22 protein-coding genes are annotated in these 25,011 nt (G+C 72.5%); 13 read left to right on the top strand and 9 right to left on the bottom strand.

What is annotated here, in order from left to right:
• Window positions 1–166 precede the first annotated feature (166 nt).
• Window positions 167–769, top strand: coding sequence for a malonic semialdehyde reductase (locus ACZ4W5_RS07845; RefSeq protein ID WP_360230958.1), 603 nt, complete (start codon window positions 167–169; stop codon window positions 767–769).
• Window positions 770–899: 130 nt separating this feature from the next.
• Here ACZ4W5_RS07845 and ACZ4W5_RS07840 read toward each other — a convergent pair whose 3' ends face one another.
• Window positions 900–1,436 (bottom strand): DUF4245 domain-containing protein, encoded by a 537-nt coding sequence (locus ACZ4W5_RS07840; protein WP_402487117.1) that lies wholly within the window; start codon window positions 1,434–1,436, stop codon window positions 900–902.
• Between the two features lie 214 nt (window positions 1,437–1,650).
• Here ACZ4W5_RS07840 and glpX point away from each other — a divergent pair, with 214 nt between their 5' ends.
• Complete coding sequence (gene glpX, locus ACZ4W5_RS07835; protein WP_360230962.1) at window positions 1,651–2,691, top strand: class II fructose-bisphosphatase; 1,041 nt, start codon at window positions 1,651–1,653, stop codon at window positions 2,689–2,691.
• A 133-nt stretch (window positions 2,692–2,824) separates the two neighbouring features.
• Here glpX and ACZ4W5_RS07830 read toward each other — a convergent pair whose 3' ends face one another.
• Entirely contained in the window at window positions 2,825–3,202 is a 378-nt protein-coding gene (locus tag ACZ4W5_RS07830) for a WhiB family transcriptional regulator (protein ID WP_402487137.1), read from the bottom strand.
• 314 nt (window positions 3,203–3,516) lie between these two features.
• Complete coding sequence (locus tag ACZ4W5_RS07825) at window positions 3,517–4,227, bottom strand: DUF1707 SHOCT-like domain-containing protein (RefSeq protein ID WP_402487136.1); 711 nt, start codon at window positions 4,225–4,227, stop codon at window positions 3,517–3,519.
• Window positions 4,228–4,469: 242 nt separating this feature from the next.
• On the opposite strand from ACZ4W5_RS07825, the gene ACZ4W5_RS07820 reads away from it, so the two are divergent.
• Window positions 4,470–6,137, top strand: coding sequence for a fumarate hydratase (locus ACZ4W5_RS07820; RefSeq protein ID WP_465653536.1), 1,668 nt, complete (start codon window positions 4,470–4,472; stop codon window positions 6,135–6,137).
• 111 nt (window positions 6,138–6,248) lie between these two features.
• Here the strand turns inward: ACZ4W5_RS07820 and ACZ4W5_RS07815 are convergent, their stop codons facing one another.
• A complete protein-coding gene (locus ACZ4W5_RS07815; RefSeq protein ID WP_360230968.1) occupies window positions 6,249–7,007 on the bottom strand; it encodes a GntR family transcriptional regulator in 759 nt (252 codons plus the stop codon).
• Window positions 7,008–7,141: 134 nt separating this feature from the next.
• On the opposite strand from ACZ4W5_RS07815, the gene ACZ4W5_RS07810 reads away from it, so the two are divergent.
• Complete coding sequence (locus ACZ4W5_RS07810) at window positions 7,142–7,360, top strand: hypothetical protein (RefSeq protein ID WP_360230970.1); 219 nt, start codon at window positions 7,142–7,144, stop codon at window positions 7,358–7,360.
• Window positions 7,361–7,597: 237 nt separating this feature from the next.
• Here the strand turns inward: ACZ4W5_RS07810 and ACZ4W5_RS07805 are convergent, their stop codons facing one another.
• Window positions 7,598–7,882, bottom strand: coding sequence for a hypothetical protein (locus ACZ4W5_RS07805; RefSeq protein ID WP_465653535.1), 285 nt, complete (start codon window positions 7,880–7,882; stop codon window positions 7,598–7,600).
• A 214-nt stretch (window positions 7,883–8,096) separates the two neighbouring features.
• Between ACZ4W5_RS07805 and ACZ4W5_RS07800 the strand changes: the two genes are divergently transcribed.
• The 3 genes from ACZ4W5_RS07800 (at window position 8,097) to ACZ4W5_RS07790 (ending at window position 14,263) form a co-directional block, all read left to right on the top strand.
• Complete coding sequence (locus tag ACZ4W5_RS07800) at window positions 8,097–11,060, top strand: AfsR/SARP family transcriptional regulator (protein WP_465653534.1); 2,964 nt, start codon at window positions 8,097–8,099, stop codon at window positions 11,058–11,060.
• 558 nt (window positions 11,061–11,618) lie between these two features.
• The gene (locus ACZ4W5_RS07795; RefSeq protein WP_402487134.1) at window positions 11,619–12,317 is read left to right on the top strand and encodes a class I SAM-dependent methyltransferase; all 699 of its coding nucleotides are present in this window, start codon (window positions 11,619–11,621) and stop codon (window positions 12,315–12,317) included.
• 68 nt (window positions 12,318–12,385) lie between these two features.
• Window positions 12,386–14,263 carry an ATP-binding SpoIIE family protein phosphatase gene (locus tag ACZ4W5_RS07790; RefSeq protein ID WP_360230978.1) on the top strand — a complete coding sequence of 626 codons (1,878 nt, stop codon included), beginning with the start codon at window positions 12,386–12,388 and terminating at the stop codon, window positions 14,261–14,263.
• 69 nt (window positions 14,264–14,332) lie between these two features.
• Here the strand turns inward: ACZ4W5_RS07790 and ACZ4W5_RS07785 are convergent, their stop codons facing one another.
• A complete protein-coding gene (locus tag ACZ4W5_RS07785) occupies window positions 14,333–16,522 on the bottom strand; it encodes an MMPL family transporter (protein ID WP_465653533.1) in 2,190 nt (729 codons plus the stop codon).
• 155 nt (window positions 16,523–16,677) lie between these two features.
• On the opposite strand from ACZ4W5_RS07785, the gene ACZ4W5_RS07780 reads away from it, so the two are divergent.
• Complete coding sequence (locus tag ACZ4W5_RS07780; RefSeq protein WP_360230982.1) at window positions 16,678–17,301, top strand: TetR/AcrR family transcriptional regulator; 624 nt, start codon at window positions 16,678–16,680, stop codon at window positions 17,299–17,301.
• A gap of 4 nt (window positions 17,302–17,305) precedes the next feature.
• Here ACZ4W5_RS07780 and ACZ4W5_RS07775 read toward each other — a convergent pair whose 3' ends face one another.
• On the bottom strand, window positions 17,306–18,262 hold the full coding sequence (locus tag ACZ4W5_RS07775) for a LysR substrate-binding domain-containing protein (protein ID WP_465653532.1): 957 nt from the start codon (window positions 18,260–18,262) through the stop codon (window positions 17,306–17,308).
• A gap of 193 nt (window positions 18,263–18,455) precedes the next feature.
• On the opposite strand from ACZ4W5_RS07775, the gene ACZ4W5_RS07770 reads away from it, so the two are divergent.
• The 5 genes from ACZ4W5_RS07770 (at window position 18,456) to ACZ4W5_RS07750 (ending at window position 22,052) form a co-directional block, all read left to right on the top strand.
• On the top strand, window positions 18,456–19,007 hold the full coding sequence (locus ACZ4W5_RS07770) for a peroxiredoxin (RefSeq protein WP_350506050.1): 552 nt from the start codon (window positions 18,456–18,458) through the stop codon (window positions 19,005–19,007).
• Between the two features lie 3 nt (window positions 19,008–19,010).
• Window positions 19,011–19,553 (top strand): alkyl hydroperoxide reductase, encoded by a 543-nt coding sequence (locus tag ACZ4W5_RS07765; RefSeq protein WP_360230986.1) that lies wholly within the window; start codon window positions 19,011–19,013, stop codon window positions 19,551–19,553.
• A gap of 129 nt (window positions 19,554–19,682) precedes the next feature.
• The gene (locus ACZ4W5_RS07760) at window positions 19,683–20,063 is read left to right on the top strand and encodes a hypothetical protein (protein WP_402487100.1); all 381 of its coding nucleotides are present in this window, start codon (window positions 19,683–19,685) and stop codon (window positions 20,061–20,063) included.
• An 11-nt stretch (window positions 20,064–20,074) separates the two neighbouring features.
• Entirely contained in the window at window positions 20,075–21,682 is a 1,608-nt protein-coding gene (locus ACZ4W5_RS07755; protein WP_465653531.1) for an alpha/beta hydrolase, read from the top strand.
• Window positions 21,675–22,052 carry a hypothetical protein gene (locus ACZ4W5_RS07750; protein ID WP_402487096.1) on the top strand — a complete coding sequence of 126 codons (378 nt, stop codon included), beginning with the start codon at window positions 21,675–21,677 and terminating at the stop codon, window positions 22,050–22,052. Before ACZ4W5_RS07755 ends, ACZ4W5_RS07750 begins: the two co-directional genes overlap by 8 nt.
• Here the strand turns inward: ACZ4W5_RS07750 and ACZ4W5_RS07745 are convergent.
• The gene (locus tag ACZ4W5_RS07745; RefSeq protein ID WP_465653530.1) at window positions 22,034–23,503 is read right to left on the bottom strand and encodes an AI-2E family transporter; all 1,470 of its coding nucleotides are present in this window, start codon (window positions 23,501–23,503) and stop codon (window positions 22,034–22,036) included. The genes ACZ4W5_RS07750 and ACZ4W5_RS07745 overlap by 19 nt on opposite strands.
• 533 nt (window positions 23,504–24,036) lie before the next feature.
• Window positions 24,037–24,777, bottom strand: a complete 741-nt coding sequence (locus tag ACZ4W5_RS07740; protein WP_360230994.1) for an aggregation-promoting factor C-terminal-like domain-containing protein — start codon at window positions 24,775–24,777, stop codon at window positions 24,037–24,039.
• Window positions 24,778–25,011 lie beyond the last annotated feature (234 nt).

The following is a 25,011-nucleotide window of genomic DNA, read 5'->3' as shown; positions in this document are numbered from 1 at the left end:
GGCCCCGGGTACACGATCCCGAGTACACGATCCCTGGCGCACGGCCCCGGCCTGTGAGGCAGCTCACAAGGGCTTGGGGAATCGTTGAATCTTCACCTATGTTGGAGGAAGCGATCGGCCCCGCCGGTCACCCCGACGAACCCCCTCCCGCATGAGGTGCAAAAGCATGACCACCGACGCCCTGGTACTCGACGCCGCCGCTCAGGACCTGCTGTTCCGCGAGGCCCGCACCGCCAACACCTTCACCGACGAGCCGGTCACCGAGGAGCAGGTCCAGGCCATCTACGACCTGGTCAAGTTCGGCCCGACCGCCTTCAACCAGCAGCCGCTGCGCGTCGTCCTGGTCCGCTCCGCCGAGGGTCGCGAGCGCCTCGTCCAGCACCTGGCGGACGGCAACAAGGCCAAGACCTCCACCGCCCCGCTGGTGGCCATCCTGGCCGCGGACAACGAGTTCCACGAGGAGCTGCCGACCCAGTTCCCGCACTTCCCGCAGGCCAAGGACGTGTTCTTCTCCGAGCGCACCGTCCGTGAGCGCTCCGCCGCGCTGAACGGCGCCCTCCAGGCCGCGTACTTCATCATCGGCGTGCGCGCCGCCGGCCTGGCCGCCGGCCCGATGACCGGCTTCGACGCCGAGGGCCTCAACAAGGAGTTCTTCGGCGACGGCGAGCACTCGGTGCTGGCCGTGGTCAACATCGGCAAGCCGGGCGACGACGCCTGGTTCCCGCGCTCCCCGCGCCTGGAGTACGACCAGGTCGTCACCACGGTCTGATCGCACCCCGCGACGGCGAAGGGCCCGCACCGGTTCCGTACCGGTGCGGGCCCTTCCGCGTGTCCGGGGCGCCGGGGGTTCCGCGCCCGAGTGGGGCGCCGGGGCCTCCGCGCCCGGGCGGGGCCCGGCGCTACTTGAGCGCCTGGGCCAGCTCGGCCATCTCCTCGTAGGACGCGGTGCCGGTGATCATGGTGGTGGCCGAACCGGTCTGGACGGTCAGCGCGCGGGCCTTGTCGCCCTGCACCCGGTCCCAGGTGCGCCCGGCGGTGTCCGCGGTGCCGTCCGGCTGGGCGCCGGCGACCTTGTCGGCGAGCAGCTTCTCGCGCGGGACGTCGGCCTGCTCGACCGCCGCGTACTGGCCGGAGGGCGTCACGAAGCCCAGGTGCCAGGCGTTGCCCTTGCCGTTGTTGATGCCGGCCGGCGTGTAGCTGACCGAGGTGGCCCGCCACTTGTCGGACAGCCCCTCCGGGGACAGCAGCGGGTACGGCGCGGCGCGCTTCGCCGAGGCCGCCTCGACCTTGTACGCGACCACGTGCACCGGATCGCCGTTCGCGTCGTGCGGGAGGAACAGGTAACCGATCCAGACGACGAAACCGACCGCCAGCATCGACAGGACCATGTCCCGTACGGTCTGCCGACCCCTCATGCCCTTGCTCTCTGCAGCCACCCACCCATGGTGACTCATCCACACACCGGCCCGGCCACCCGGGGTGTGCACGTACGGGTGAACCGGGACGAACCGGGGCCTTCCGCCCGGGATGGCGACCCGCGCCACAGACAGTCATCTCGTGGGCAGATACGATCGCATCACCCTCACCACGGCGTTCGACCTGGCAGTAGTCGGGCGCTCACTGGCCGTCGCGTACAGAGAGGTAACGACGATGACCACGCAGTACCCGCACCACCTTCCCAGTGCCCTGGAGGTCGCGCCCGAGGCTCCGGACCGGAACCTCGCGCTCGAGCTCGTCCGGGTCACCGAGGCGGCCGCGATGGCCGCCGGCCGGTGGGTCGGCCGTGGCGACAAGAACGGGGCCGACGGCGCCGCCGTGAAGGCCATGCGCACCCTCGTCTCGACCGTCTCGATGAACGGCGTCGTCGTCATCGGCGAGGGCGAGAAGGACGAAGCCCCGATGCTCTACAACGGCGAGCGGGTCGGCGACGGCACCGGCGCCGAGTGCGACGTCGCGGTCGACCCGGTGGACGGCACCACGCTGACCGCCAAGGGCATGGCCAACGCCGTCGCCGTGCTGGCCGTCGCCGACCGCGGCACCATGTTCGACCCCAGCGCCGTGTTCTACATGGACAAGCTGGTCTGCGGCCCCGAGGCCGCCGACTTCGTCGACATCACCGCCCCGCCGGCCGTCAACATCCGCCGGGTCGCCAAGGCCAAGGGCAGCGCCGTCGAGGACGTCACCGTGATGGTGCTCGACCGTCCGCGCCACGACGGCCTGGTCCGGGAGATCCGCGAGGCGGGCGCCCGGATCAAGTTCATCACCGACGGCGACGTGGCCGGCGCCATCATGACCGCCCGCGAGGGCACCGGCGTGGACCTGCTGCTGGGCGTCGGCGGCACCCCCGAGGGCATCATCGCGGCCTGCGCGATGAAGTGCATGGGCGGCGTCATCCAGGGCCGGCTGTGGCCCAAGGACGAGGCCGAGCGGCAGAAGGCCCTCGACGCCGGTCACGACCTGGACCGGGTGCTCACCACCAACGACCTGGTCAGCGGCGAGAACGTGTTCTTCGTCGCCACCGGCATCACCGACGGCGAGCTGCTGCGCGGCGTGCACTACCGCTCGGAGACCGCCACCACCAGCTCGCTGGTGATGCGCTCCAAGAGCGGCACCATCCGCGAGATCAACTCGGTCCACAAGCTGTCGAAGCTGCGGGCCTACAGCGCCATCGACTTCGACCGGGCCAACTGACCCGGACCGGAAGCAGTCGTCACAACGCGCGGCCCCGGCGGACTCCCCCCTCCGCCGGGGCCGCGCGGCGTATCCGTCCCGGTCGCCGCGGCGACCATCGCAGAAAGTGCGGCCGCGGGTCTTCGGCCCGGCGTCAACCCGCTATCCGGCGCCCGGCCGTGGCCACCCGGGCCGCCTCGCGCAGCTCCGCGTCCCGGCGGCGGCGCCGGGCCAGCACCACCCGCCGCTCGGCGGCCGTCAGCCCGCCCCAGACCCCGTACGGCTCCGGCTGGGCCAGCGCGTGCTCGCGGCACTCCAGCAGCACCGGGCAGCGGGCGCACACCTGCTTGGCCTGCTCCTCCCGTGACAACCGGGCCGCCGTCGGCTCCTTCGAGGGCGCGAAGAACAGCCCCACCTCGTCCCGCCGACAGGCCGCACCGGTGTGCCACGGATTGTCCTCACCCGCGGCCTGACCCGCCGTGCCGCCCGGGGGCTGCGGCTGCGGGGGAACGGCCGGACGGCGCTCCAGCAACTGGGCGGCGGCGACTGGCGAGGTGGTGCGGGACTCGATCGGATGCAGCACGGCCGTACTCCTGACGAGGCTCTCGGACACGGGGAACCTCGCTCCCCTGCCCGGCTGCGAGCCCCCGCTGTCCAACGCCCGGGGCGGCCGCTGGGCCGCCTCCGGTGCACAGCCGTACAAGAAGCGATGTGCGGAAGGAACTACCCCGTCCGGCCGCGATTCATGCACACTGCACGCAATCGACTACGGAGTGCACCGGACACAACGCCGAGTGCCCGACCGGGAGTTGATCCCCGGCCGGGCACCCAAAAGGTCAATTCGGGCTAATCCGTCCCGAGTTGCTTACGCACCCACTCCTTGAGCTTCTTGCCCCGGCGCGGCTTGGCCTCGCAACCGCCGAACAGGGCAAGGCCCTTGACCCGCACGACCGGAGCGTACGGGTCCGCCGCGGTCTGCTCCCGGACGTCGAAACCGCCGAAGATGCCCACCCCGGAACCGAGCAGGGTCACGTTCTCCGGCACCCGGATGTCGACCCCGCCGAACACCGCCGTCACCGTGATCTCCACCTCGGGGGACTCGAAGACGGCGTCGGTCAGGTCGATCTCCACCCCGCCGAACGCGGTGAAGGCCGTCAGGTGCGAACCCACCCGCCAGCGGCCCTTGCGGGAGGCGCCGCCGAAGATCGCCACCACCGACGGTGCCTCGTGCCGCGCCGGCGGCAGCGGCCTGGCGGGCGCGGGGGCCGGCGCCGCGGCACCCAGCGGCGGCTTGTCGAAGGACACCGAGCGGTGCGCGGGCAGGTCCCTGGTCAGCGGGACGAGGTCGCCGAAGGTCTTGGCGGCGTACGCGGCCTCGATCCGCTCGGCGTGCTCCTCCGCGTCCAGCCGCCCCTCGGCGTAGGCGTCCCGCAGCAGCTCCGCGACCCGCTCGCGGTCCGCGTCCGAGACCCGCAGCTCCGCCTCCGCCACCGGGGCGGCGGGCGTCCGCGGGGCGGCCACCGGTGCGGGCCGCGGCTCGGGTTCGGGCTTGGTCAGGGGAACGGGCGCCGACACCGGCGGCTGCCCCGGACCCTCCTGCGACGGCGAGTTCTCCGGCGAATTCTCCGGCGTGTTGTCCGGCGTGTAGTTCACGGGCCAAGCCTAGTCGCTCGCACTCCTGCCCGAGTGAGCCCGGTCACGCAAGGCAGACCTGTCCGCATGCGTCCCGCGGCCGGGTCCTACCCTGGATGGTGCTTCGCCGACGCAGCCGGACCACTGGACCCCTAAGGACCGCCCCGATGGCTCCCACGCCAGACTTCGAGTACAGCGACCTGCTCCCCCTGGGCGCTGACCCGACCCCGTACCGCAAGCTCACCTCCGAGGGTGTCTCCACCTTCGAGTCCGGCGGCCGCACCTTCCTCCAGGTCGAGCCCGAGGCGCTGCGCCTGCTCACCGCCGAGGCGATGCACGACATCTCGCACTACCTGCGCCCTGCCCACCTCGCCCAGCTGCGCCGCATCCTGGACGACCCGGAGGCCAGCCCGAACGACCGCTTCGTCGCGCTCGACCTGCTCAAGAACGTCAACATCTCGGCCGGCGGCATCCTGCCGATGTGCCAGGACACCGGCACCGCCATCGTCATGGGCAAGCGCGGCCAGAACGTGCTCACCTCCGGCGCCGACGAGTCCGCCATCGCGCGCGGCGTGTACGACGCGTACACCAAGCTCAACCTGCGCTACTCCCAGATGGCGCCGGTCACCATGTGGGACGAGAAGAACACCGGCAACAACCTGCCGGCCCAGATCGAGCTGTACGCCACCGACGGCGACGCGTACAAGTTCCTCTTCATGGCCAAGGGCGGCGGCTCGGCCAACAAGTCGTACCTGTACCAGGAGACCAAGGCCATCCTGAACGAGGCCAGCATGCTCTCGTTCCTGGAGCAGAAGATCCGCTCCCTCGGCACCGCCGCCTGCCCGCCGTACCACCTGGCCATCGTGATCGGCGGCACCAGCGCCGAGTTCGCGCTCAAGACCGCCAAGTACGCCTCGGCGCACTACCTGGACAACCTGCCGACCGAGGGCAACGCCAGGACCGGGCACGGCTTCCGCGACCTGGAGCTGGAGGCCAAGGTCACCGAGCTGACCCAGAAGATCGGCATCGGCGCCCAGTTCGGCGGCAAGTACTTCTGCCACGACGTCCGCGTGGTCCGCCTCCCCCGCCACGGCGCCTCGCTGCCCGTCGCGATGGCCGTCTCCTGCTCCGCCGACCGCCAGGCGCTCGGCAAGATCACCGCCGAGGGCGTCTTCCTGGAGCAGCTGGAGACCGACCCGGCGAAGTACCTGCCGGACACCACCGACGAGCACCTGGACGAGGACGTGGTGCGCGTCGACCTCGACCAGCCGATGTCCGCGATCCGCGCCGAGCTGTCGAAGCACCCGGTCAAGACCCGGCTCTCGCTCACCGGCACGCTCGTCGTCGCCCGCGACATCGCCCACGCCAAGATCAAGGAGCGCCTGGACGCCGGCGAGGGCATGCCCAAGTACCTCCAGGACCACCCGGTCTACTACGCCGGCCCGGCCAAGACCCCCGAGGGCTACGCCTCCGGCTCCTTCGGCCCCACCACGGCCGGCCGGATGGACTCCTACGTCGACCAGTTCCAGGCCGCCGGCGGCTCGATGGTCATGCTCGCCAAGGGCAACCGCAGCAAGCAGGTCACCGACGCCTGCGCCGCCCACGGCGGCTTCTACCTCGGCTCCATCGGCGGCCCGGCCGCCCGCCTCGCCCAGGACTGCATCAAGAAGGTCGAGGTGCTGGAGTACGCCGAGCTCGGCATGGAGGCCGTCTGGCGCATCGAGGTCGAGGACTTCCCGGCCTTCATCGTCGTCGACGACAAGGGCAACGACTTCTTCCGCGAGACCACCGAGGGCCCGCTGATCACCAACCTGCGGATCCGCTCCAAGGAGTAGCCCCCGCGGAGCGCCCCGCGCCCGCCCCGAACCGCCCCGGCCGCCCTCGCGACCGGGGCGGTTCCGCTTCTGGCTTGAACCCCGGCCTGTCCCGGTCTGCCCCGGTCCGCCTCAGGCGTCGAAGTCGTACTCCAGGACGTAGGAGGCGGCGTCGAGGATCATCTCGTTGAGTTCGACGACCTGGCCCTCGTCGGCGAAGGCGGTGCGGCAGATCAGGATCACCGGGGTGCCGGCGGAGAGTTCGAGGCGGGCGGCCTCCTCGGCGCCGGGCATCCGGGAGCGGACCTCCTCGCGGAAGTGCACGGGCTTGGCGCCGATCTCGGCCAGCCGGGCGTAGGTGCCGCCGGGGCCGGTGTCCTCGCGGGTGATCGCGGTGCCCGCGACCAGGACGGCCGGCAGGTAGGAGGTGGAGAGCAGCACCGGCTTGCCGTCCAGGACGAAGCGGCGGTGCCGCACGCACATCGGGACGCCCGGCTCCACCCCGAGCACCCGGGCCACGTGCTCGGGCGCGCCCTGCTCGGTGACCGACACCTGGTCGACCACCAGGCTGCGGTTGTCGATGTCCGCGGACCATATCGACCGGCCGGAGCCCCACTGCCCCTGCGCCAGCCGCTGGATGCCGCGCCGGCGCAGCGGCCGGAAGTCCCGGACGAACACCCCGGACCCCTTGCGGGCCTCCGCGATGCCCTCGCTCTGCAGCACGCCGAGCGCCTGACGGGCCGTCATCCTGGCCACGCCGTACTCGTCCATCAGGTCGTTCTCGCCGGGCAGCCGGTCCCCCGCGCGGTAGCGGCCGTGGTCGATGGCAGCCTTGAGGGAGTCGGCGATCCGCTGGTACTTGGGCTGTTTGTCGCCACTGCTGCCGGTCATCGCGCTCCCTCTCCCTCGGACAATCCTAGGCGCGCCCACGGCCGCCGGTAAGGAGATACGACCGTTGACATCTCTAGAGATATTAGCTTCTCTAGAGATGCTGGCCAGTCGCGACAGAGCGAAGGAGCGGTGAGGTGAGCACCCGACAGCGCAACCCCAAGGCCTACCGGCCACAGGTGGGTGACCTCGTCCTCGACCGGAGGACCGGACGCACCGGCATCTACATGGGAACCATCGGCGGCGAGCACTACCTGCGCCCCGAGCACGGCGGTCGCGAATGGACCGCCGAACCGAACCACGTCTCACCCGCCCCCGAGCCCCGCGATTCGGCTGAATGCGATCAGCCCCGGTAATTGCGGCAAAATCCACGCAAACCACGGCATTCGGACCCCGTTAATCACCCGGTGAATCCGGAATTCCGGAACGCCCGGGGGCCTGCCGCCGGGCACGTTACGGATAACGACCGTCACCATGCGTGCATCGAGAGTGGGAATCGGCCACCCGATGGACCCGCACACGAATTGGCACGCACAGCACCAGAAGTGCCCCCGCGCCCGGACGGGGACGCGGGGGCACTGGGCGAGGACTGCTTACGGGTGGCCGCCCACGATGTTCAGCGGCTCGCGCGGCTTGCCCGGGTCGCCGGTGGCCGGCGGAGTGGGCTCCGTTACGTACTCGCCCTCGTCACCGAACGGACCGTTCTCGAACGCGGTCTTGTCGGCGTCGGTCGGCGCGGTGTACACGGCCCCGTTCGAGGACGCGGTCACGGCACCCTCGACAGCCTTGCCCGCCTCCACAGCGGTGGCCGGGGCCTCGGTCGTCGTCCCGTTCGCGGGCGTCGCCGGCGCCTGGGCAGCGCTCTGGTCGTTGGCCATTGAGTGGCCGCCTTTCGGTCATCAAATGTGTCCTGCCCGACCTCCGTGGCGCGGGCGCGGGGACAGTATCGTAGGGTTGATTAAATGTCCGATAAACACCGCGCGACTTGCGGTGCCGTCCGGCAGAGTCGGGCGTCCGCCTAAGCTGAACCACCGCGGCGGACCGCCGAGCGCCCTTTCACGGAATCAACACGACAGGCCATCGGGGGACTTCATGGAGTTTCGGGAGACGCCGCAGGCACCTGCGCTGCGCTTCCAAGTCCTCGGTCCGGTCCAGGCGTGGCTCGACGACAAACCCCTCTCCCTCGGCTCCCCGCAGCAGCAGGCCGTTCTGACCACCCTCCTGCTGCACTCAGGACGCCCGGTCACCACCCAGGACCTGGTCGACGCGCTCTGGGGCGACCGACCCCCGACCCAGGCCGTGGCCGCGCTCCGCACCTACGTCTCGCGCCTGCGCTCCGTCATCGAGCCGCAGCGGGAAGTGCGCCGCCCCGCCGAGCTACTGGTCTCCGTCGCCGACGGGTACGCCCTGCGCATCCCGGGCGAGGCCCTCGACCTCTCGGTCTTCGAGCGGCTCTCCGCCGAGGCCGCGACCGCCCGCACCTCGGGCGACAAGCGCGAGGCCCACCGACTGCTGGCCCAGGCGCTGGACCTGTTCAGCGGCCGTCCGCTGACCGGCATCCCCGGTCCGTACGCGGACGCCCAGCGGCTCCGGCTGGCCGAGCGCCAGGTCGCCGCCGCCGAGGAACTGTGCGCCGCGGCCCTCGACATCGGCCTGCACGCCGAGATCGTCGTCGAGCTCAACAACCTGACGGCCGAGCACCCGCTGCGCGAACGGCTGCGCGAGCTGCTGATGCTGGCGCTCTACCGCTGCGGCCGGCAGGCCGAGGCGCTCGGCGTCTACACCGACACCCGCAAACTCCTGATCGAGGAGCTCGGCGTCGAACCGGGCGTCGGTCTGTCGTCGATGCACAACCGCATCCTCGCGGCCGACCCCACGCTCACCCTGCCGGCGGTCCCGGTCTCCGTCGCCCGCGAGGACGGCCTGGCCGCGCCTCCCGCTCCGGCTCAACTTCCGGCCGACGTCTCTGACTTCAGCGGCCGCTCGAAGCTGGTGGGCGACCTCTCGACGGTCCTGATGAACGCCACCGGCCAAGCCGTGGTGGTGACCTCGCTGGCCGGGATAGGCGGCGTCGGGAAGACCACCCTCGCGGTGCACGTCGCCCACCGCGTCCGCACCGAGTTCCCGGACGGGCAGCTCTACGTCGACCTGCGCGGGGCCGGTGCCTCGCCCGCCGATCCGGTGGTCGTCCTGGGAGACTTCCTGCACGCGCTCGGCGTCACCGAGAGCCCCGACGCGCTCGAACAGCGCGCCGCGCTCTACCGTTCACTGCTCGCCAGCCGACGGATGCTGATCCTGCTCGACAACGCGCGCGACGCCGAGCAGATCCGACCGCTCATCCCCGGCGTCTCCGGTTGCGCGGTGCTCGCCACCAGCCGCTCCCGGCTGGCCGGGATCCCGGGTGCCCAGCTGTTCGACGTGGAGGAGCTGACGCCCGACGAGGCGCTCGCGCTCTTCTCGGCCATCGTCGGCGAACACCGGGTCGCCGCCGAGCCCGAGGCCGCCATGAAGGTGGTCACCGCCTGCGGCTTCCTGCCGCTGGCCGTGCGCATCGCCGCCGCCCGGCTGGCCAGTCGGCCGCGCTGGAGCGTCTCCGACCTAGCCAGCCGGTTAGCCGACCAGCGACGGCGACTGGACGAACTCCAGCTCGGCAACCTCGCCGTGGAAACCACCATCGGGCTTGGCTACGGACAGCTGTCCGTGGACGAGGCCCGCGCCTTTCGGCTCCTCGCCCTGATCGACTCGCCCGACATCCCACTGGCGGCTGCCGCGGCGCTGCTCGGCGTGGACGAGTACACCGCCGAGGACCTCGCCGAAGCCCTCGTCGAGGCAAACATGCTGGAGTGCTTCGCCCCCGGCCGCTACCGCTACCACGACCTGCTCCGGCTCTACGCCCAGCGGAAGAACGAGCGGATCGGGGACACCAGGGAGCAGGAGCAGGCGGTACTGCGGCTGCTCGACCTGCTGATCCCGACCGTCCGCAACGCGGCCCGGGCCATCGAGCCCGATGACACGGAGCCGGAGCTGCTGACCACGCCCACCTCTCCGGGGATCAGCCTGCTGAACAGCGGCTCCGCGCAGGACTGGCTGCGGACCGAGGGCGCCGTGCTGCTCAATGCCATGGCGGCGGCGGCGAACGGACCCCTCGCCCTGCAGCACGCGGCGATCGACCTGTTGATCCTCTTGTACGGCCTCGGCCCGGACCCGACCCACGGCCCACAGGGCCGACAGATCCTGGAGACCGTCCGCCACGAGGCGGAGCTCCGCAACGACCATGCCGTCCTCGCCAGGGTGCACCTCGCCCTGGGCACCCTGCAGTCTGCCACCAGCGACTTCCAGGGGGCCGAGCAGTCGTTCCGGCGGAGCCTGGACCACCAGGCACCCGAGGTCCCGACCGTGCTGCTCCTGGCCACCGCCAACATGCTGGGCGTGATCCTCAGTGTGGGCAACCGTCCGGCCGAGGCCCTGCCGTTCCTGGAACAGGCCAGGACGACCAGCCAAGCCGTCGGCGCGCCGAAGGCGGAGGCACGGATCGTCAGCAACATGGCCCGGGCGCAACATCGGCTCGGAATGACCGAGACGGCAATCAAGTCCGCCGGTGAGGGTGTGTCCGCCGCACGGGAGTCGAAGAACGACCCGCTGCTCGCCCAGACCCTCTATCAGCTCGGCGTGGTCCTCCCCGGCGCCGAGGCCGTCCCGCACCTGCGGGAAGCCCACCAGCTCTACCAGTCCCAGCGCAACGCCCTCTGGGAGGGCTACACGCTGGCCCGCCTGGCCTCCGCCCTACTGGCTGCCGGAGAGCACACCGAAGCCGCCGAGGCCGCCGGTGGCTCCCTCGCGATCGCCCAGGAGCTGGACTCCGCCTACTGCCAGGGCCTCGCCAACGCCGCGCTCGGCGAGGCGCTGCTCGCCCTCGCCCAGCCGGCCCGCGGGCTCGCCTGTCTGCAGGAGGCGCACGCGATCTTCACGCGGCTCGGTGTGCCGGAGGCCTCCCCCGTGGCGGACCTCATCTCCCGACAGCACACCGAGTCCTTCTCTTCTCCCCCCGCGCCTTGAGGCCTCCGCTCCCCCGCGGAGCACCTCCCCCGATCCGCGCGTCGGCGCTCCCGCAGCCCCCCGGCTGCGGGAGCGCCCTCAACGCTTCCCCGGCGCTGGTCATTACTGTGCACCCCACCGATTGACGTTCGATAAACGTCCGATTGTCAGCCTGCGGACCGGCGAAACCGCAGGTCAGCGACGTCCGCCCCGGCGCGCCGTGCGGCGTGCGGGGCCGCTCGCACCACCCGGCCCGCACCCCCGTGCTTCCGCGGACCCGTCCCACATCGGCCCAAGCATGACGAGTTGGCCGGAAAGGGACCCCATGGCGCAGTGATCGCGCATATTCTCAGATGCCAGTACACACACGAGTGTCTGCCGGAAACGGGTCGGGGTGCAGGCCGTCTGTGTGATGCGGGGAGCGTGACGTACCGCCACCGGCAGCGGCCCAGGAGGCTGCGGAGGAGCCGACCGGAGGCCACGGGTGGAAGGGTGCCTCTCAACGTGACGACCGGACAGATATCCGACGCGTTCCCCGTCGGCGAGGACGCAGGCGACGACGGCCCCGAGGGCCCCGACGTGCGGCGACGCCGGGCAGCCCGGGCCCTGCAGGCGGTCGCCTTCGACACCATCGGTGCCGGGTACGGCGAGGCCTTCCCCGCCAAGGACGGCCAGTTGGAGTGCGGGCGGCGGCTGCTCGCCGAGCTGGAACCCGGCGCCCGGGTGCTGGACGTGGGCTGCGGCACCGGTGAGCCGACCGTGGGCCAGCTGACCGCCGGCGGGCTGCGGGTGACCGGGATAGACCTCTCGGACGTGATGCTGACGCTGGCCCGCCGGGCTCGGATCGAGGGAGCGCACCCGGCCGAGTTCCACCGCATCGACCTGTACGATCTGGCCACCGAGCGCGCCGACCGGGTGTGGGGCGTGCCCGCGCTGGGGTCGGCGGGCCGCGGCACCTTCGCCGCCGTCACCGCGTTCTTCTCGCTGATCCTGCTGCCGCAGGACGAGATCCCGATCGTGCTCGGCCGCCTGCGCGAACTCCTGCGGCCGGGCGGACTGCTGGTGCTCGGTATGGTCGAGGCGGACCTGGATCACGTTCCGCTTCCGTTCCTTGGCAGAGAGCTGCGGATCAGTGGGTATCTGAGGGAGGATCTGGAACGGGTCCTGGTCGCGGCCGGCTTCGCCGTCGAGGAGTGCTCGGGGCATCCGTACGCGCCGGCCAGTACCACGCTGCCGCCGGAGGAACAGCTGTTCCTGTGCTGTCGACGCGTCGGCTGACCGACCAGAGGGCCAGAACAGCTCACCGTCCAGACCTCCCGACCACACCGAATCCAGGACAGGCAGCCGTGCGCGACCAGCTCAAGACCGAGGCGGAGCAGCCGCCCGCCGTCCCGGGTCAGCGCGTCCGGATCCCGGCCCGGCCGGACGAACCGGTCAGGGCCGCGGCCCCGGCGAAGCCTCCGACGGCGCGGCCGGACCGCACCGGGGCGGCGGACGGCCTGGCGGACCGGCTCGCCTACCTCGACGCGGCGACCCGGCGGATCAACAGCGCCCTCGACCTGGCCGCGACCCTGCGCAACATCGGCCGGGTGCTGGTCCCGACCCTCGCCGACGCCGCGGTCGTCCACCTGCGCGACCCGCTGCCCAACGTGGAGCGCGAGCCCGGCTTCCCGGAGGAGCTGCGGATCCACCACAGCACCGGCACCCGGATCGGCCGCCGCGGCCGCAAGAGCGGCGCGGACGACCGGCACCGCTCGCGCTTCGGCTCCCGCTCGACCGCGGACACCGGCCCGGCCACCCCGGTCACCCGGGGCGGCGCGCTGGCGCACATCCTGCTGAGCCGCCGGCCCGCCGAGTCCGCCGTCCTGGGCACGCCCGCCGCCGAGCGCACCGAGGCGCTGCTGCGCGAGGTGTACGGCCCCCGCGGGCTGGCCCGGCTGGCGGCCGGCACCTCGGTGGTGGCCCTGCCGCTGCGCGGCCGCAAGGCCGTCCTCGGTCTGCTGGTGCTGATCCGCCGGCCCCCTGAACGCACCGGCCGGCCGGCCTTCGACGCGGCCGACACCGCGACCGCCGCGCACCTGGCGACCCAGGCGGGGCTGGCGGTGGACACCGCGCTGCGGTACGCCCGCGAGTGGGAGATAGCCAACGAACTCCAGCGCAGCATGCTGCCGTTGCGGCTGCCGCAGTCGCACGGCGTCCGGCTCGCCCAGCGCTACCTGCCCGGTGAGCGCGGCGCCCAGGTCGGCGGCGACTGGTACGACGCGGTGCCGCTGCCCGGCAACCGGGTCGCCCTGATCGTCGGCGACGTGATGGGCCACTCGCTCACCTCGGCCGCCATCATGGGCCAACTCCGCACCAGCGCACAGACCTTGGCCGCGCTCGACCTGCCGCCGCACGAGGTGCTCTACCACCTGGACGAACAGGCCCAGCGGCTCGGCCGCGAGCAGCACCTGGCCACCTGCGTGTACGCGGTGTACGACCCGATCGCCAACCGGGTGGTGCTGGCCAACGCCGGGCACGTCCCGCCGGTGCTGGTCCGCCCGGACGGCACGGCCGAGTTGGTGGAGCTGGACTCCGGGGCGCCGATCGGGGTCGGCGGGGTGGACTTCAACTCGGTCGAGCTGCCCGCGCCGCCCGGATCGGCGCTGCTGCTGTTCACCGACGGCCTGGTGGAGACCCGCACCCGCCCGCTCAGTGACGGCCTGGAGGTGCTCCGCGCGCGGATCGCGGCCGCCCGCTGGCAGTCCCCCGAGCAGCTGTGCCAGGAGGCGCTGCGGATCCTGCCGCCCGGGGACCGCGGCGACGACATCGCCCTGCTGGGCGCCTGCTTCGACGGCATCCCGGCCGGGGACGTCGCCCACTGGTACCTGCAGCCGCGCAACGAGACGCCGGGCCGGGCCCGCCGGCTGGCCGCGCACACGCTGCGCCGCTGGGGGCTGGACGAGCTGAGCGAGGCGACCGAGCTGATGGTCAGCGAGCTGGTGACCAACGCCGTCCAGCACGCGACCCGTCCGGTCACCCTGAGCCTGGTGCGCACCACCCGGCTGCGCTGCGAGGTCGGCGACGACAGCCCGCTGCTGCCGCGGCCGCGCCGTACCGGTCCGGAGGACGAACGCGGGCGCGGGCTGCAGATAGTGGCCCGGTGCGCGGACCGCTGGGGCGCCACCCGGCTGGGCACCGGCAAGGTGGTCTGGTTCGAGCAGCGGCTGCCCGCCGGGACGTGACGGTGCCCGGCGGGAGCGGATCCCACCGGGCACCTCCGAGCCCTCAGCCGCGCCGGGCCCGCCGAGCCGTCAGACCCCCGCGGGCTCCCTCGCCGACCGGCGCTCCTCCTCCAGCCGGGCGATCAGCTGCTCGCCCTCCATGTCGACCTTCGGCACGACCTTCTCCAGCCGCTTCGGGAACCACCAGGCCGCCTTGCCGAACAGCGCCATCGCGGCCGGCACCAGGGCCATCCGCACCACGAAGGCGTCCACCAGCACGCCCACCGCGAGGGCGAAGCCGATCGGCTGGACGATCGGGTCGTGCCCGAACACGAAGGCGCCGAACACCGAGATCATGATCAGCGCAGCCGCCGTCACCACCCGGGCGCCGCCCTTCACCCCGCCGACGACCGCCTCGCGCGGCGCCTTGCCGTGGACGTACTGCTCCTTCATCCCGGAGACCAGGAACAGCTCGTAGTCCATCGCCAGCCCGAACAGCACGCCGATCAGCAGGATCGGCACGAAGCTGACCACCGGGCCGACCTTGGGCACGTCGATCAGGCCGTCCAGCCAGCCCCACTGGTAGACCGCGACCACCGCGCCGAGCGAGGCCAGGATGCTGAGCAGGAAGCCCAGCACCGCCTTGAGCGGCACCAGCACCGAGCGGAAGGCCAGCCCCAGCAGCACCAGGGCGATGCCGACGATCACCGCGACGAACGGCGGCAGGGCCTGGCCGAGCTTGGTGGAGACGTCGATGTTGGCGGCGGTGGTGCCGGTGACGGCGATGCCCGCGCCGGTCGCGGCCCGGATCCCGTCGCGCTGGCCACGGATCTCGTTGACCAGCGCCCGGGTGTCCTGGTGGTCCGGGCCGGTCTTCGGGATGACCGGCACCAGGGCGGTGCCGCTGGCCGCGTCGACCTTCGGCGGCAGCAGCGTCCGCACGCCCGTCAAGCCCTGGAGCCGGCCCGCCACCTCCTGGACGGCCTGCTCGGGGCGCGGTGCGCCGTGGGCGTCGACGACCACCACCAGCGGCGCGTTGAAGCCCGGGCCGAAGCCGTCGCTGACCAGGTCGTACGCCTTGCGGGCGTCCGTCCCGACGGCCTGTGAGCCGCCGCCCGGCAGGCCGAGGTCCAGGCTCGCGGCGGGCACCGCCAGGGCGCCCAGCCCGGCCAGGCCGACCAGCAGCACGGGCAGCGGGCGGCGGACCACGAAGCGGGCCCAGCGCTCACCGACGGTGACCTTGCCGTGGGTGGTCAGCGCCCGCTTCCAGACCGGCAGCCGGTCGATCGCGCGGCCGGTGAAGCCGAGCACCGCGGGCAGCAGGGTGATCGCGACCAGGACGGCCACCACGACGGCGCCGGAGGCGGCCAGGCCCATCACGGTGAGGAACGGGACGCCGGCGACGGCCAGTCCGGCGAGCGCCACGACCACGGTCAGCCCGGCGAAGACGACGGCGCTGCCGGCGGTCGCGGTGGCCCGGGCGGCGGACTCCTCGGGCTCCAGGCCCTCGGCCAGGTGGCGGCGGTGGCGGAACAGGATGAACAGCGCGTAGTCGATGCCGACCGCGAGGCCGACCATCAGGGCCAGCACCGGCGCGGTGGTGATGATCTCGAACGAGCCGGTGAGCGCCAGCAGCCCGGCCATCGCGACGGCGACGCCGACCAGCGCGGTCAGCAGCGGCAGCCCGGCCGCGACCAGGGTGCCGAGGGTGATCACCAGCACCAGCCCGGCCACCACCAGGCCGATCGCCTCGGAGCCGCCCTCGATCTGGGCGAACCTGTTGTACGCGTCGCCGCCGAAGGCCACCTCCAGCCCGGCCGCGCGGGCCGGCTCGGCGGCGGCCCGGACGGCGTCCCGCTGCTGGTCGGTGACCTCGGCGAGCTTGTGGTCGAAGGAGACCAGCGCGATCGCGACCCTGCCGTCCGGGGAGACCGCGCCGGTGGCGTACGGGTCGGGCACCGCGGCCACGCCGGGGACGTGGGCGATCCGGGAAACGGCCTCGCCGACCGCCTTGCCCGTCTCGGGCGAGGCGATGCCGCCGGGCGCCGGGGCGGCGAAGACCACCTGGGCGGAGCCGTGGCCCTGCTCGGGGAAGGTGTCCTTGATCCGGTCCAGGGTGGCCTGGGCCTCGGTGCCCGGGACCTTGAACTCGTCGCTGGTGCTGCCCGCGAGGGCGCCCGCGGCCCCACCCACGGCGATCAGCAGCGCGACCCAGACGGCCAGCACGGCGCGCCTTCTCCGGAAGCAGTAACGGCCCAGTCGGTACAGGTACGTGGCCAAGGTCTGACCCCTCGCGGTGCGGTCGGCGGACGGGTGGATGCCAGGCGGGTGCCTGAGCGAACCCCTCCCACGGTAGACCCAACTTTGTCAGGTGACAAAGTTGACCGACCAAATCGATCGACACAGTTGCCCGACCATGGCGCTACCCTGGCTGAATGGCTCATGTCCCCGCCTCCGAACGCCGACCGCAGCTGGTCCGGGCCGCGATCGACCTGATGACCCGGGAAGGGGTCTCCGCCGGCAGCACCCGCGCGATCGCGGCGGAGCTGGGCGTGGCACAGGCGACGGTGCACTACACCTTCGGCACCAAGAAGGACCTCTACCGGGCCGTCGTCGAGGAGGTCACCGCCCAGTTCATCGAGCAGGTGCGCGCCGCCTCACCCGGCGACGGGCCCTTCGGCGACCAGATCCGCACCCTGGTCCACGCCCTCTGGGAGGCCGCCACCGGCGAGGACGGGCGGTGCATCCTGCTCAGCGAGTTCGAGACGCTGGCGATGCGCGACCCGGACGTCCGGGAGATCATGCTCGGGCTGCAGCACGCCATGGAGGGCACCGCCACCGAGATGCTCACCGCCCTCGCCGGCGCCCACGGGCTGACCCTGGCGCTGCCCGCCGACCGGATCGCCGCCCACTTCCTGACCGGCTTCGACGGCCTGACGGCCCGCCACCTGATCCGGAGCCTGCCGGGCGAGGCGCCCGCGCCGGACACCCTGGAGGCGCTGGACCTGCTGGTGGCGACCACGGTCGGCCTCTGCCTCGGCGCGCCGGCGGCGCACTGACGCCTCAGGGCCCGTCGACGATCCGGACCGGCAGCTCGGCCAGCACCTCGCGCAGCGCCGCACCGAAGCGCTCGTACTCGGCACTGCGGGCCGAACCCGGCCGGACGGCCAGCCCGATCCGGCGGCCGGGCGCCGGGGCGGCGAACCGTACGGCGGCGAGCCGGTCGGTGCGGCCGGCCTCGACGTCCAGCGCGGTGGCCGGCAGCAGCGTCACCCCGAGCCCCCCGGCGACGAGTTGGACCAGGGTGGACAGGCCCGCCGCGCGGGTGGGGGAGCCGGCCGGGTCGGCGCCGACCTCGCGGCAGATGTCGAGGGCCTGGTCGCGCAGGCAGTGGCCCTCCTCCAGCAGCAGCACGTCCAGGTCGAGCAGCACGTCGCGCGGCACGTCGATCCGCCCGGCGAGCGGGTGCCCGGGCGGGGTGACCAGGACGAAGTCCTCGTCGAACAGCGGGATGTCCCGGGTCGGCGAGGAGCCGCCGGCCGGGAGCGCGAGCAGCAGGACGTCCAGCCGCCCGGCGGCCAGGCCCTCCAGCAGCGAGGGGGTGCGCTCCTCGTGGACGTGCAGCTCAAGCTCCGGGAAGCGGTCGCGGACCAGCCGCAGCACGGTGGGCAGCAGGTACGGTGCGACGGTCGGGATCACCCCGAGGTGCAGCGGTCCGGTGAACGGACGGCGGGCGGCGTCGACCTCCTCGGTGAGGGCCTGCAAGGAGGCGAGCACCCGGCGGGCGTGCTCGTGCACACGCTCCCCCAGCGGAGTGACGATCACCTTGCGCGTCGTACGCTCGACCAGCTGCGCGCCCAGCGACTCCTCCAGCGCCGCGACCGCCCCGGACAGCGCCGGCTGACTGGTCCCGGTGGCGGCGGCGGCCTCCCGGAAGTGCCGGTGCTCCGCCACCGCGACGAAGGCCTTGAGCTGGGCGACCGTCGGTGTGCGCGGGGTACGGACTGTGGTGCTCCCCACAGCCGCCTCGGGTTTGGCGGCGGCGGCCCCGCGCCGGGCGGGCCGAGAGAGGGGTGGTTCAGTACTGATAGCAATCTCCGATCAGACACATCAAGTGTAGCTATTTCCCTGATCAGTCCACGATGTGGAATGGTGGGTGCCGTCCGGAATCCGGACAAAACTCCCCGCAGTCTCATCCTCAGGAGAAGCGAACGTGCTCACGATCGGCGACAAGTTCCCCGAGTTCGACCTCAAGGCCTGTGTCGACCTGGATGCCGCGAGCGCCTTCGCCGACATCGACCACAAGACCTACGAGGGCAAGTGGAAGATCGTCTTCTTCTGGCCGATGGACTTCACCTTCGTCTGCCCGACCGAGATCGCCGCGTTCGGCAAGCTGAACGACGAGTTCGCCGACCGTGACGCCCAGATCCTCGGCGTCTCCGGCGACTCCGAGTTCGTGCACCACGCCTGGCGCAAGGACCACAAGGACCTGCGCGACCTGCCCTTCCCGATGCTGGCCGACATCAAGCACGAGCTGATGCGCGCCTGCGGCGTCGAGGGCGAGGACGGCACCGCCCAGCGCGCCGTGTTCATCGTCGACCCGAACAACGAGATCCAGTTCGTCATGGTCACCGCCGGCTCCGTCGGCCGTAACCCCAAGGAGGTCCTGCGGGTGCTGGACGCCCTGCAGACCGACGAGCTGTGCCCGTGCAACTGGAACAAGGGCGAGGACACCCTCGACGCCCAGGCCCTCCTGGCGGGCTGACCCATGGCCCTCGACGACCTGAAGGCCGCCCTTCCGGACTACGCCAAGGACCTCAAGCTCAACCTGGGCTCGGTCATCGGCAACTCCGACCTCCCCGCCCAGCAGCTCTGGGGCACCGTGCTGTCCTGCGCGATGGCCACCCGCAGCCCCGGCCTGCTGCGCGAGCTGGAGCCCGAGGCCAAGGCCAACCTCTCCCCGGAGGCGTACACCGCCGCCAAGGGCGCGGCCGCGATCATGGGGATGAACAACGTCTACTACCGGACGCTGCACCTGCTCTCCGACAAGGAGTACAGCACGATGCGGGCCGGTCTGCGGATGAACATCATCGGCACCCCGGGCGTCGAGAAGATCGACTTCGAGCTCTGGTGCTTCGCCGTCTCGGCCATCAACGGCTGCGGCCAGTGCCTCGACTCGCACGAGGCCGTGCTGCGCAAGGCCGGCGTCGACCGTGAGGTCATCCAGGCCTCGATGAAGATCGCCGCCGTCCTCCAGGCCGTGGCCGGCGTCCTCGACTCCGAGGCCGCCCTCGCCGACGTCAACGCCTGACCCACCCGCACCACCCGAGGGGCCCCTCCGCACGGAGGGGCCCCTCGGCGTTTCCGGCCCCAGGCAAGCCCAACTCGGCTACAGTGCAAGGCGATCCGTGCACGACATTCGGTCCGAGGGGGAGCCGCGATGTCCGACCATCCGGAGAACGGCGGGGGCTTCCGTGCCAACCCGGACGAACTCCAGCAGACCGGTGGCACCGCCCTCGAAACGGCCGGGCAGATCCCCGGTGAGCTCAAAGCCCTGCTCGAGGCCTCGAACCAGTCCGCCTCCGGACTGGCCGGCCTCCGGTGCGGCACCGCACTCGGCGCCTGCACAAACGCCTGGAACACCCTGCTGACAGACCTGCACACCACGTTGGGCCGACAGGGCCGAGGCCTGATCGACGCGGGCCTCGGCTACGGCAGCACCGACCAGCAGATCAGCACGGCGTTCGGCCCGGACACCCGTACCGTCCCGGCGGGCCCGACCGCACAGCAGAAGCACAACTTCGTGCTGCACTTCGGTTAGGGGGCGACCGCATGGACCTCGCCACACTGCGCGACACCGACCTGAGCCACCTGTACGCGGCGGCCGATGCCTACGACAAGCTGCACAGCGCCTTCGGGCAGCACGTGGACACGTGGCGCGATGCCGTCGACGGCCGCATCGCGGCCGCCGACTGGGCCGGCCCCTCCTCCGACGCGGCCCGGCCGGCGCTGCGCCGCAGCACCGGCGAGCTGAAAGCCGCCCACAGTGAGATCGGGCAGATCGGCAGGAGCATCCGCGTCGGCGCCGACGCACTGGCCCTCGCCCAGTCCGCGCTGCGCACGGCATTGACCGACGCGCAGAAGGCCGGCCTGTCCGTCGACGCCCACGGCGCGGTCTCCTGGCCGCCCGGCAGCTACGCCGACCAGCACGACCCCGAGTACCGGAGGAGCTGTGAGCGCGTCGCCAAAGCCCTCGCCGCCCGCATCTCGACCGCCCTGACCGAGGCCGAAGCCGTCGATCAGGCCATCGCCGCCCGGCTCCAGCACTACGTCGATCGTGCCCAGGACGGCACGGGTCTCGACTCGGGCGCCGCCCTCAGGGACCGGCTCGACCCCACCCTCGCCCCGGACGGCCTGCTGCTCGGCAGCGTCCCCAAGGACGATGCACCGCCCACCGAGGTCAATGCCTGGTGGAATGCGCTGCCCCCCGACAAGCAGCAGTGGCTCATCCACGAGCACCCGGACCTGGTCGGCAACCGCGACGGCGTCCCCGCGGTCGCCAGGAACCAGGCCAACCGGATCCTCCTGCCGAGACTGATCGCCGAGTACGAGCGGGGTGGCCGGTCGTCCGATCCGCACGACGAGCTGAGGCTGGCCGGGTACCGCAGGATCGCCGAGCGACTGCGCCGGACCGACGGAACGGAACCGCCGGTCTTCCTGCTCGGCATCAGTGGGGAAGGCCAGGGGCGCGGCATCATCTCCTTCGGCAACCCCGACACCGCCGACGACGTCACCTCCCTGGTCGGCGGCCTGGGCACCGACCTCCAGCGCATCGGCGGCGGCGACGCGGACCGGGCGAAAGCCGTGTACGACGCGGCCCAGCGCGCCGACCCGACCCGCAGCACCGCGTCCATCGCCTGGCTGGGGTACGACGCGCCGCTCAGCTTCCCGGAGGCCGGCGACCTGAGCCGCGCGCAGGGCGGCGTCGACGCCTACCGCAGGTTCCTCGAAGGGCAGCGCGTCACCCACCAGGGCGCACCGGCCCATGTCACGGCCGAGGGCCACAGCTTCGGTTCGCTCCTGGTCGGCCTCGCCGCGAGGAAACCGACCGGGATCGCGGCCGACGACGTCATCCTGGTCGGCAGTCCCGGCACCGACGCCTTCCACGCCTCCGAGTTCTCCGTGGGAGCCGATCACACCTACGTCGGCGCCGCCTCCTGGGACCACATCTCGCACCTGGGCTGGTTCACCAGGGATCCGGCGAGCGTCGACTTCGGCGCCCACCGCTTCGCCGTGGACGGCGGGTCCCCCGACTTCACCGCGCACTCGTCCTACTGGGACGACGGCCCGGGCGAGGACCGCACCTCGGTCGACAACATCGGACGGATCGTCAGCGGCCACGCCAGCCGGATCACCCCGGCGGCCGGACGTCATGACTGACCTTCGCCCCGGCACCCCGCGGGAGCCGCGGCAGCCACAGTCCGGCGGAGGCTGGTGGACGGTGCTGGTCACCCTCCTCTGGGCAGCGGTCTGCCTCGTCGCGGTGGTCTGGACGGCGTTCGCCTCCGAGGCCCCGCCCTGGCACGGGTACTACGGACTGCTCTGGGCGGTGGGGCTGCCCTGGAGCGGTCCGGTGCTCGGGGCCGTGCTGACCCGCAGGGCGCTGCGGCGCGGTTCGCCGGGCCGCTGGCACTGGGCCGTGCGGGAGGCCGTGGTCGCGACCGGCGCGGTGGTGGGGCTGGCGGTCGTGGCGGCCGGCGCCGCCGTACTGTCCGCCCTGTCCGCCCTCGGTCAGTCGGCGGCCGGCTGAGCCGCCGGCCGGGTGGCGGCCGTGCGTTCGGCGGCCTCGCGGGCGGCTTCGAGGGCGGTGAAGACCGCCTGGCCGGCCTCGTTGCGGCGGCGCAGGTGGCCGACCACGGTGTTGGTGACGGCGATCAGCGGCACGGCGACGACCGCGCCGCCGATGCCGCCGATGATGCCGCCGGCCGCGACGCCGAGGACCACGCCGAGCGGGTGGACCCGGACGGCGCGGCCGAGGATGAGCGGCTGGAGGATGTGGCTCTCCACCTGCATCACGGCGATCAGGACGACCAGCACCATCAGCGCCGTCCACGGCCCCTGGGTGACCAGGGCGATCAGGACGGCGACCGTGCCGGTGACGAGGGCGCCGACCAGCGGGACGAAGGCGCCCAGGAAGATGATCACGGCCAGCGGCATGGCCAGCGGCACGCCCAGCAGGTCGACGCCGATGCCGATGCAGAGCGCGTCGATGAAGGCCACGCAGACGGTGCCGCGCACGTACGCGGTGAGCGTGGTCCAGGCCTTGGGCCCGGCTCCGGCCATCGCGAAGCGGGACTGCCGGGGCAGGCCGCGCAGCGCCCAGTTCCAGATCCTGGAGCCGTCGTAGAGGAGGAAGAAGGTGGTGAAGAAGGTCATCAGAAGCGCGGTCAGGATCTCGACGGCGATCTGCGCGCCGGTGATCGAGGCCGAGGTGAGCTGATCGGTGTTGGTGGTGATCGCCTTGGTGATCTGGTCGGCGAAGTCCTTGATCTGCTGCTGGGTCAGGTGCAGCGGCCCGGTGATCAGCCAGTCCCGCAGCTGGTTGACGCCGTCCTTCACCTGGGCGGTGACGTCCGGCAGGTTGGTGGACACCTGCCAGACCACGAACCAGCCGACCAGTCCGATCCCGGCCAGACCGCTGAGGAAGACCCCGCCGGCCGCGAGCGAGCGCGGCACCCCGCGCCGGCGCAGCCAGGAGACCGAGGGCTCCAGCAGCGCGGTGATCAGCAGCGAGGCCAGCACCGAGAAGGCGACCAGCCGCAGCATGTCGACGACGTAGAAGACGACGTAGAGCGCGGCGCCGAGCAGCAGCAGCCGCCAGGTCGACTCGGCGGCGACCCGCAGGCCCCACGGCACCGCCTCGGCGGGGGTGGCGGGCCGGCCGGGGTGGTACTCGCGGCCGAATCCGCTGTGAGCGGGGGGCGTGGCCGTCACGGTCGCGGGCGCCGGGGGAAGGGCCGGGGCCTCGGCATCGGCCTCGGCCGCGGGCGCCACCCCGGCGGCGAGCGGCGCGGCCGCCGGCGCGGGGTCGGTGCGCGGCACCGGGACGGGGCCGGGCGCCTCGGCGAGGGCCGGTACGGGGAGCTCGTGCGGGTCGGCCGCCATCGCGGCGCGCCGGCGCCGTTCGATCACGGCGGCCGCACTCGCCACCACGGCCATGCCCTTGGCCACGGCCTTGAAAGCCTTTCCGCCCCGCGCCATCCTCGCTACCACCGCTTCCCTGCCGGATCCGCCGAGCCCGGCGGCAACGCCGTGGGTCGCACCACGGCCGTCAGGGATGACGCTACCCGGCGGGGACGGGGCGAGTCCGCCCGCCGTGGGGTTCGGCTTCGATCGCTTCACCCCACGAAACAGGACAAAACGCCAGGTTCCAGGTGGTTTCGCCCCGGCGCGACGGGGGAGGACTTCGAACGGGATACCGAGTCGTCCCATCGGGCCGACCGGTGCCGTAGGGCCCGGTCGTCCGGATCAACCCATCCATCCCATGTGAGCCAACCGCCGGCGGACCGGCCGGTGCGGGGAGCTACCAGGACCCCTCCCCGCGCCCCGCGTCCGCACCAGGACCGCACCGCCCGTGGGCGCCTTGGTCAGCGCAGCCCGGGCGGCGCGGCCCGCCCTTTCCCGGCCGCCCCACCCGGCGCGCCCGGGAACGCCGCGGCCCCCGGCTGCTCGTCGAAGGGGACGAGCGGCCGGAGGCCGCGGGGAGTCGCGCCACCCGGGGGCGGCGGGTCCTCCTAGTACCAGCTGTGGGCCTGCCAGAACGACCAGGCGCCGCAGGGGCTGCCGTAGCGGCTGTTCATGTAGCTGAGGCCCCACTTGATCTGGGTGGCCGGGTTGGTGCGCCAGTCGGCACCGGCCGAGGCCATCTTGGAGCCGGGCAGCGCCTGGACCAGGCCGTAGGCGCCGGAGCCGCTGTTGGTCGCGGTGTAGTCCCAGCCGCTCTCGCGCTTCACGATCTGGCTGAAACACTGGAACTGGGTGTCGTTGCCGACGATCTGCCGGGCCATGTCCTGGACGGAGCCGGGGCTGACCGAGACGGGGGGCGCGCTGTTGTCCACCGCGGACATCGCCGACCGCGCCTTGGAGCGGTTGGCGGCGGCGTCGGCGGCGGCCCGCTGGTCGGCGGCGGCCTTGGCGGCCTTGTCCGCGTCGGCCTTGGCCTGGGCGTCGGCCTTCGCCTGGGCGTCCGCGGCGGCCTTCTGGCGCGCGGCCTCCTCGGCGGCCTTCTGCTCGGCGGCAGCCTTGGCGGCGGCGTCGGCGGAGGCCTGCTGGGCGGTCGCCTGCTGGCCGATGTTGTCACTGATGGCCTGTGCCTGGGAGCCAGAGGGGACTTCGGCGAGCAGGGTCGCGCCGGCGACGTCGACCGTCTGCGTGGTCTTGCCCTCGCTGCCCGAGGCCATGCCCACGACGGCACCGACAGCGGTGACCGCGGTGGCAGAGGCCACAGCAACTCCCCGGACCGAGATCCGAGTCACATGGATTCCTTCCAGCATCGCCCACGCGTGACCGTGCGGACGCAACATGCCCCTTGGCACGGACCTCCGCAGGTGCTCTGGTCACGGGAGGTACTGGCCCGGCGTCCGGTCGGATTGCGGCGACCGGGCGTTGGAATCGGGCGGCGTACGGCTCAACGGTCTTCAATTGTGTGTCCACCGACCGGAGTTGGCGGACCTTCCGGGGCCGGGCCTCCGACGGGCGGAGGTCCTGCC

It is taken from the genome of Kitasatospora sp. NPDC029367, from assembly GCF_055569135.1.
Note: the sequence above shows the minus strand (reverse complement) of the source record. Positions and strands in the feature narration are given on the sequence as shown.

Coding starts and splice junctions, on each gene's coding strand:
- ACZ4W5_RS07845 (WP_360230958.1), top strand. CDS start 167: ATGACCACCGACGCCCTGGTACTCGACGCCGCCGCTCAGGACCTGCTG.
- ACZ4W5_RS07780 (WP_360230982.1), top strand. CDS start 16,678: ATGGCTCATGTCCCCGCCTCCGAACGCCGACCGCAGCTGGTCCGGGCC.
- ACZ4W5_RS07815 (WP_360230968.1), bottom strand. CDS start 7,007: ATGACCGGCAGCAGTGGCGACAAACAGCCCAAGTACCAGCGGATCGCC.
- ACZ4W5_RS07755 (WP_465653531.1), top strand. CDS start 20,075: ATGGACCTCGCCACACTGCGCGACACCGACCTGAGCCACCTGTACGCG.
- ACZ4W5_RS07800 (WP_465653534.1), top strand. CDS start 8,097: ATGGAGTTTCGGGAGACGCCGCAGGCACCTGCGCTGCGCTTCCAAGTC.
- ACZ4W5_RS07760 (WP_402487100.1), top strand. CDS start 19,683: ATGTCCGACCATCCGGAGAACGGCGGGGGCTTCCGTGCCAACCCGGAC.
- ACZ4W5_RS07805 (WP_465653535.1), bottom strand. CDS start 7,882: ATGGCCAACGACCAGAGCGCTGCCCAGGCGCCGGCGACGCCCGCGAAC.
- ACZ4W5_RS07745 (WP_465653530.1), bottom strand. CDS start 23,503: ATGGCGCGGGGCGGAAAGGCTTTCAAGGCCGTGGCCAAGGGCATGGCC.
- ACZ4W5_RS07765 (WP_360230986.1), top strand. CDS start 19,011: ATGGCCCTCGACGACCTGAAGGCCGCCCTTCCGGACTACGCCAAGGAC.
- glpX (WP_360230962.1), top strand. CDS start 1,651: ATGACCACGCAGTACCCGCACCACCTTCCCAGTGCCCTGGAGGTCGCG.
- ACZ4W5_RS07750 (WP_402487096.1), top strand. CDS start 21,675: ATGACTGACCTTCGCCCCGGCACCCCGCGGGAGCCGCGGCAGCCACAG.
- ACZ4W5_RS07820 (WP_465653536.1), top strand. CDS start 4,470: ATGGCTCCCACGCCAGACTTCGAGTACAGCGACCTGCTCCCCCTGGGC.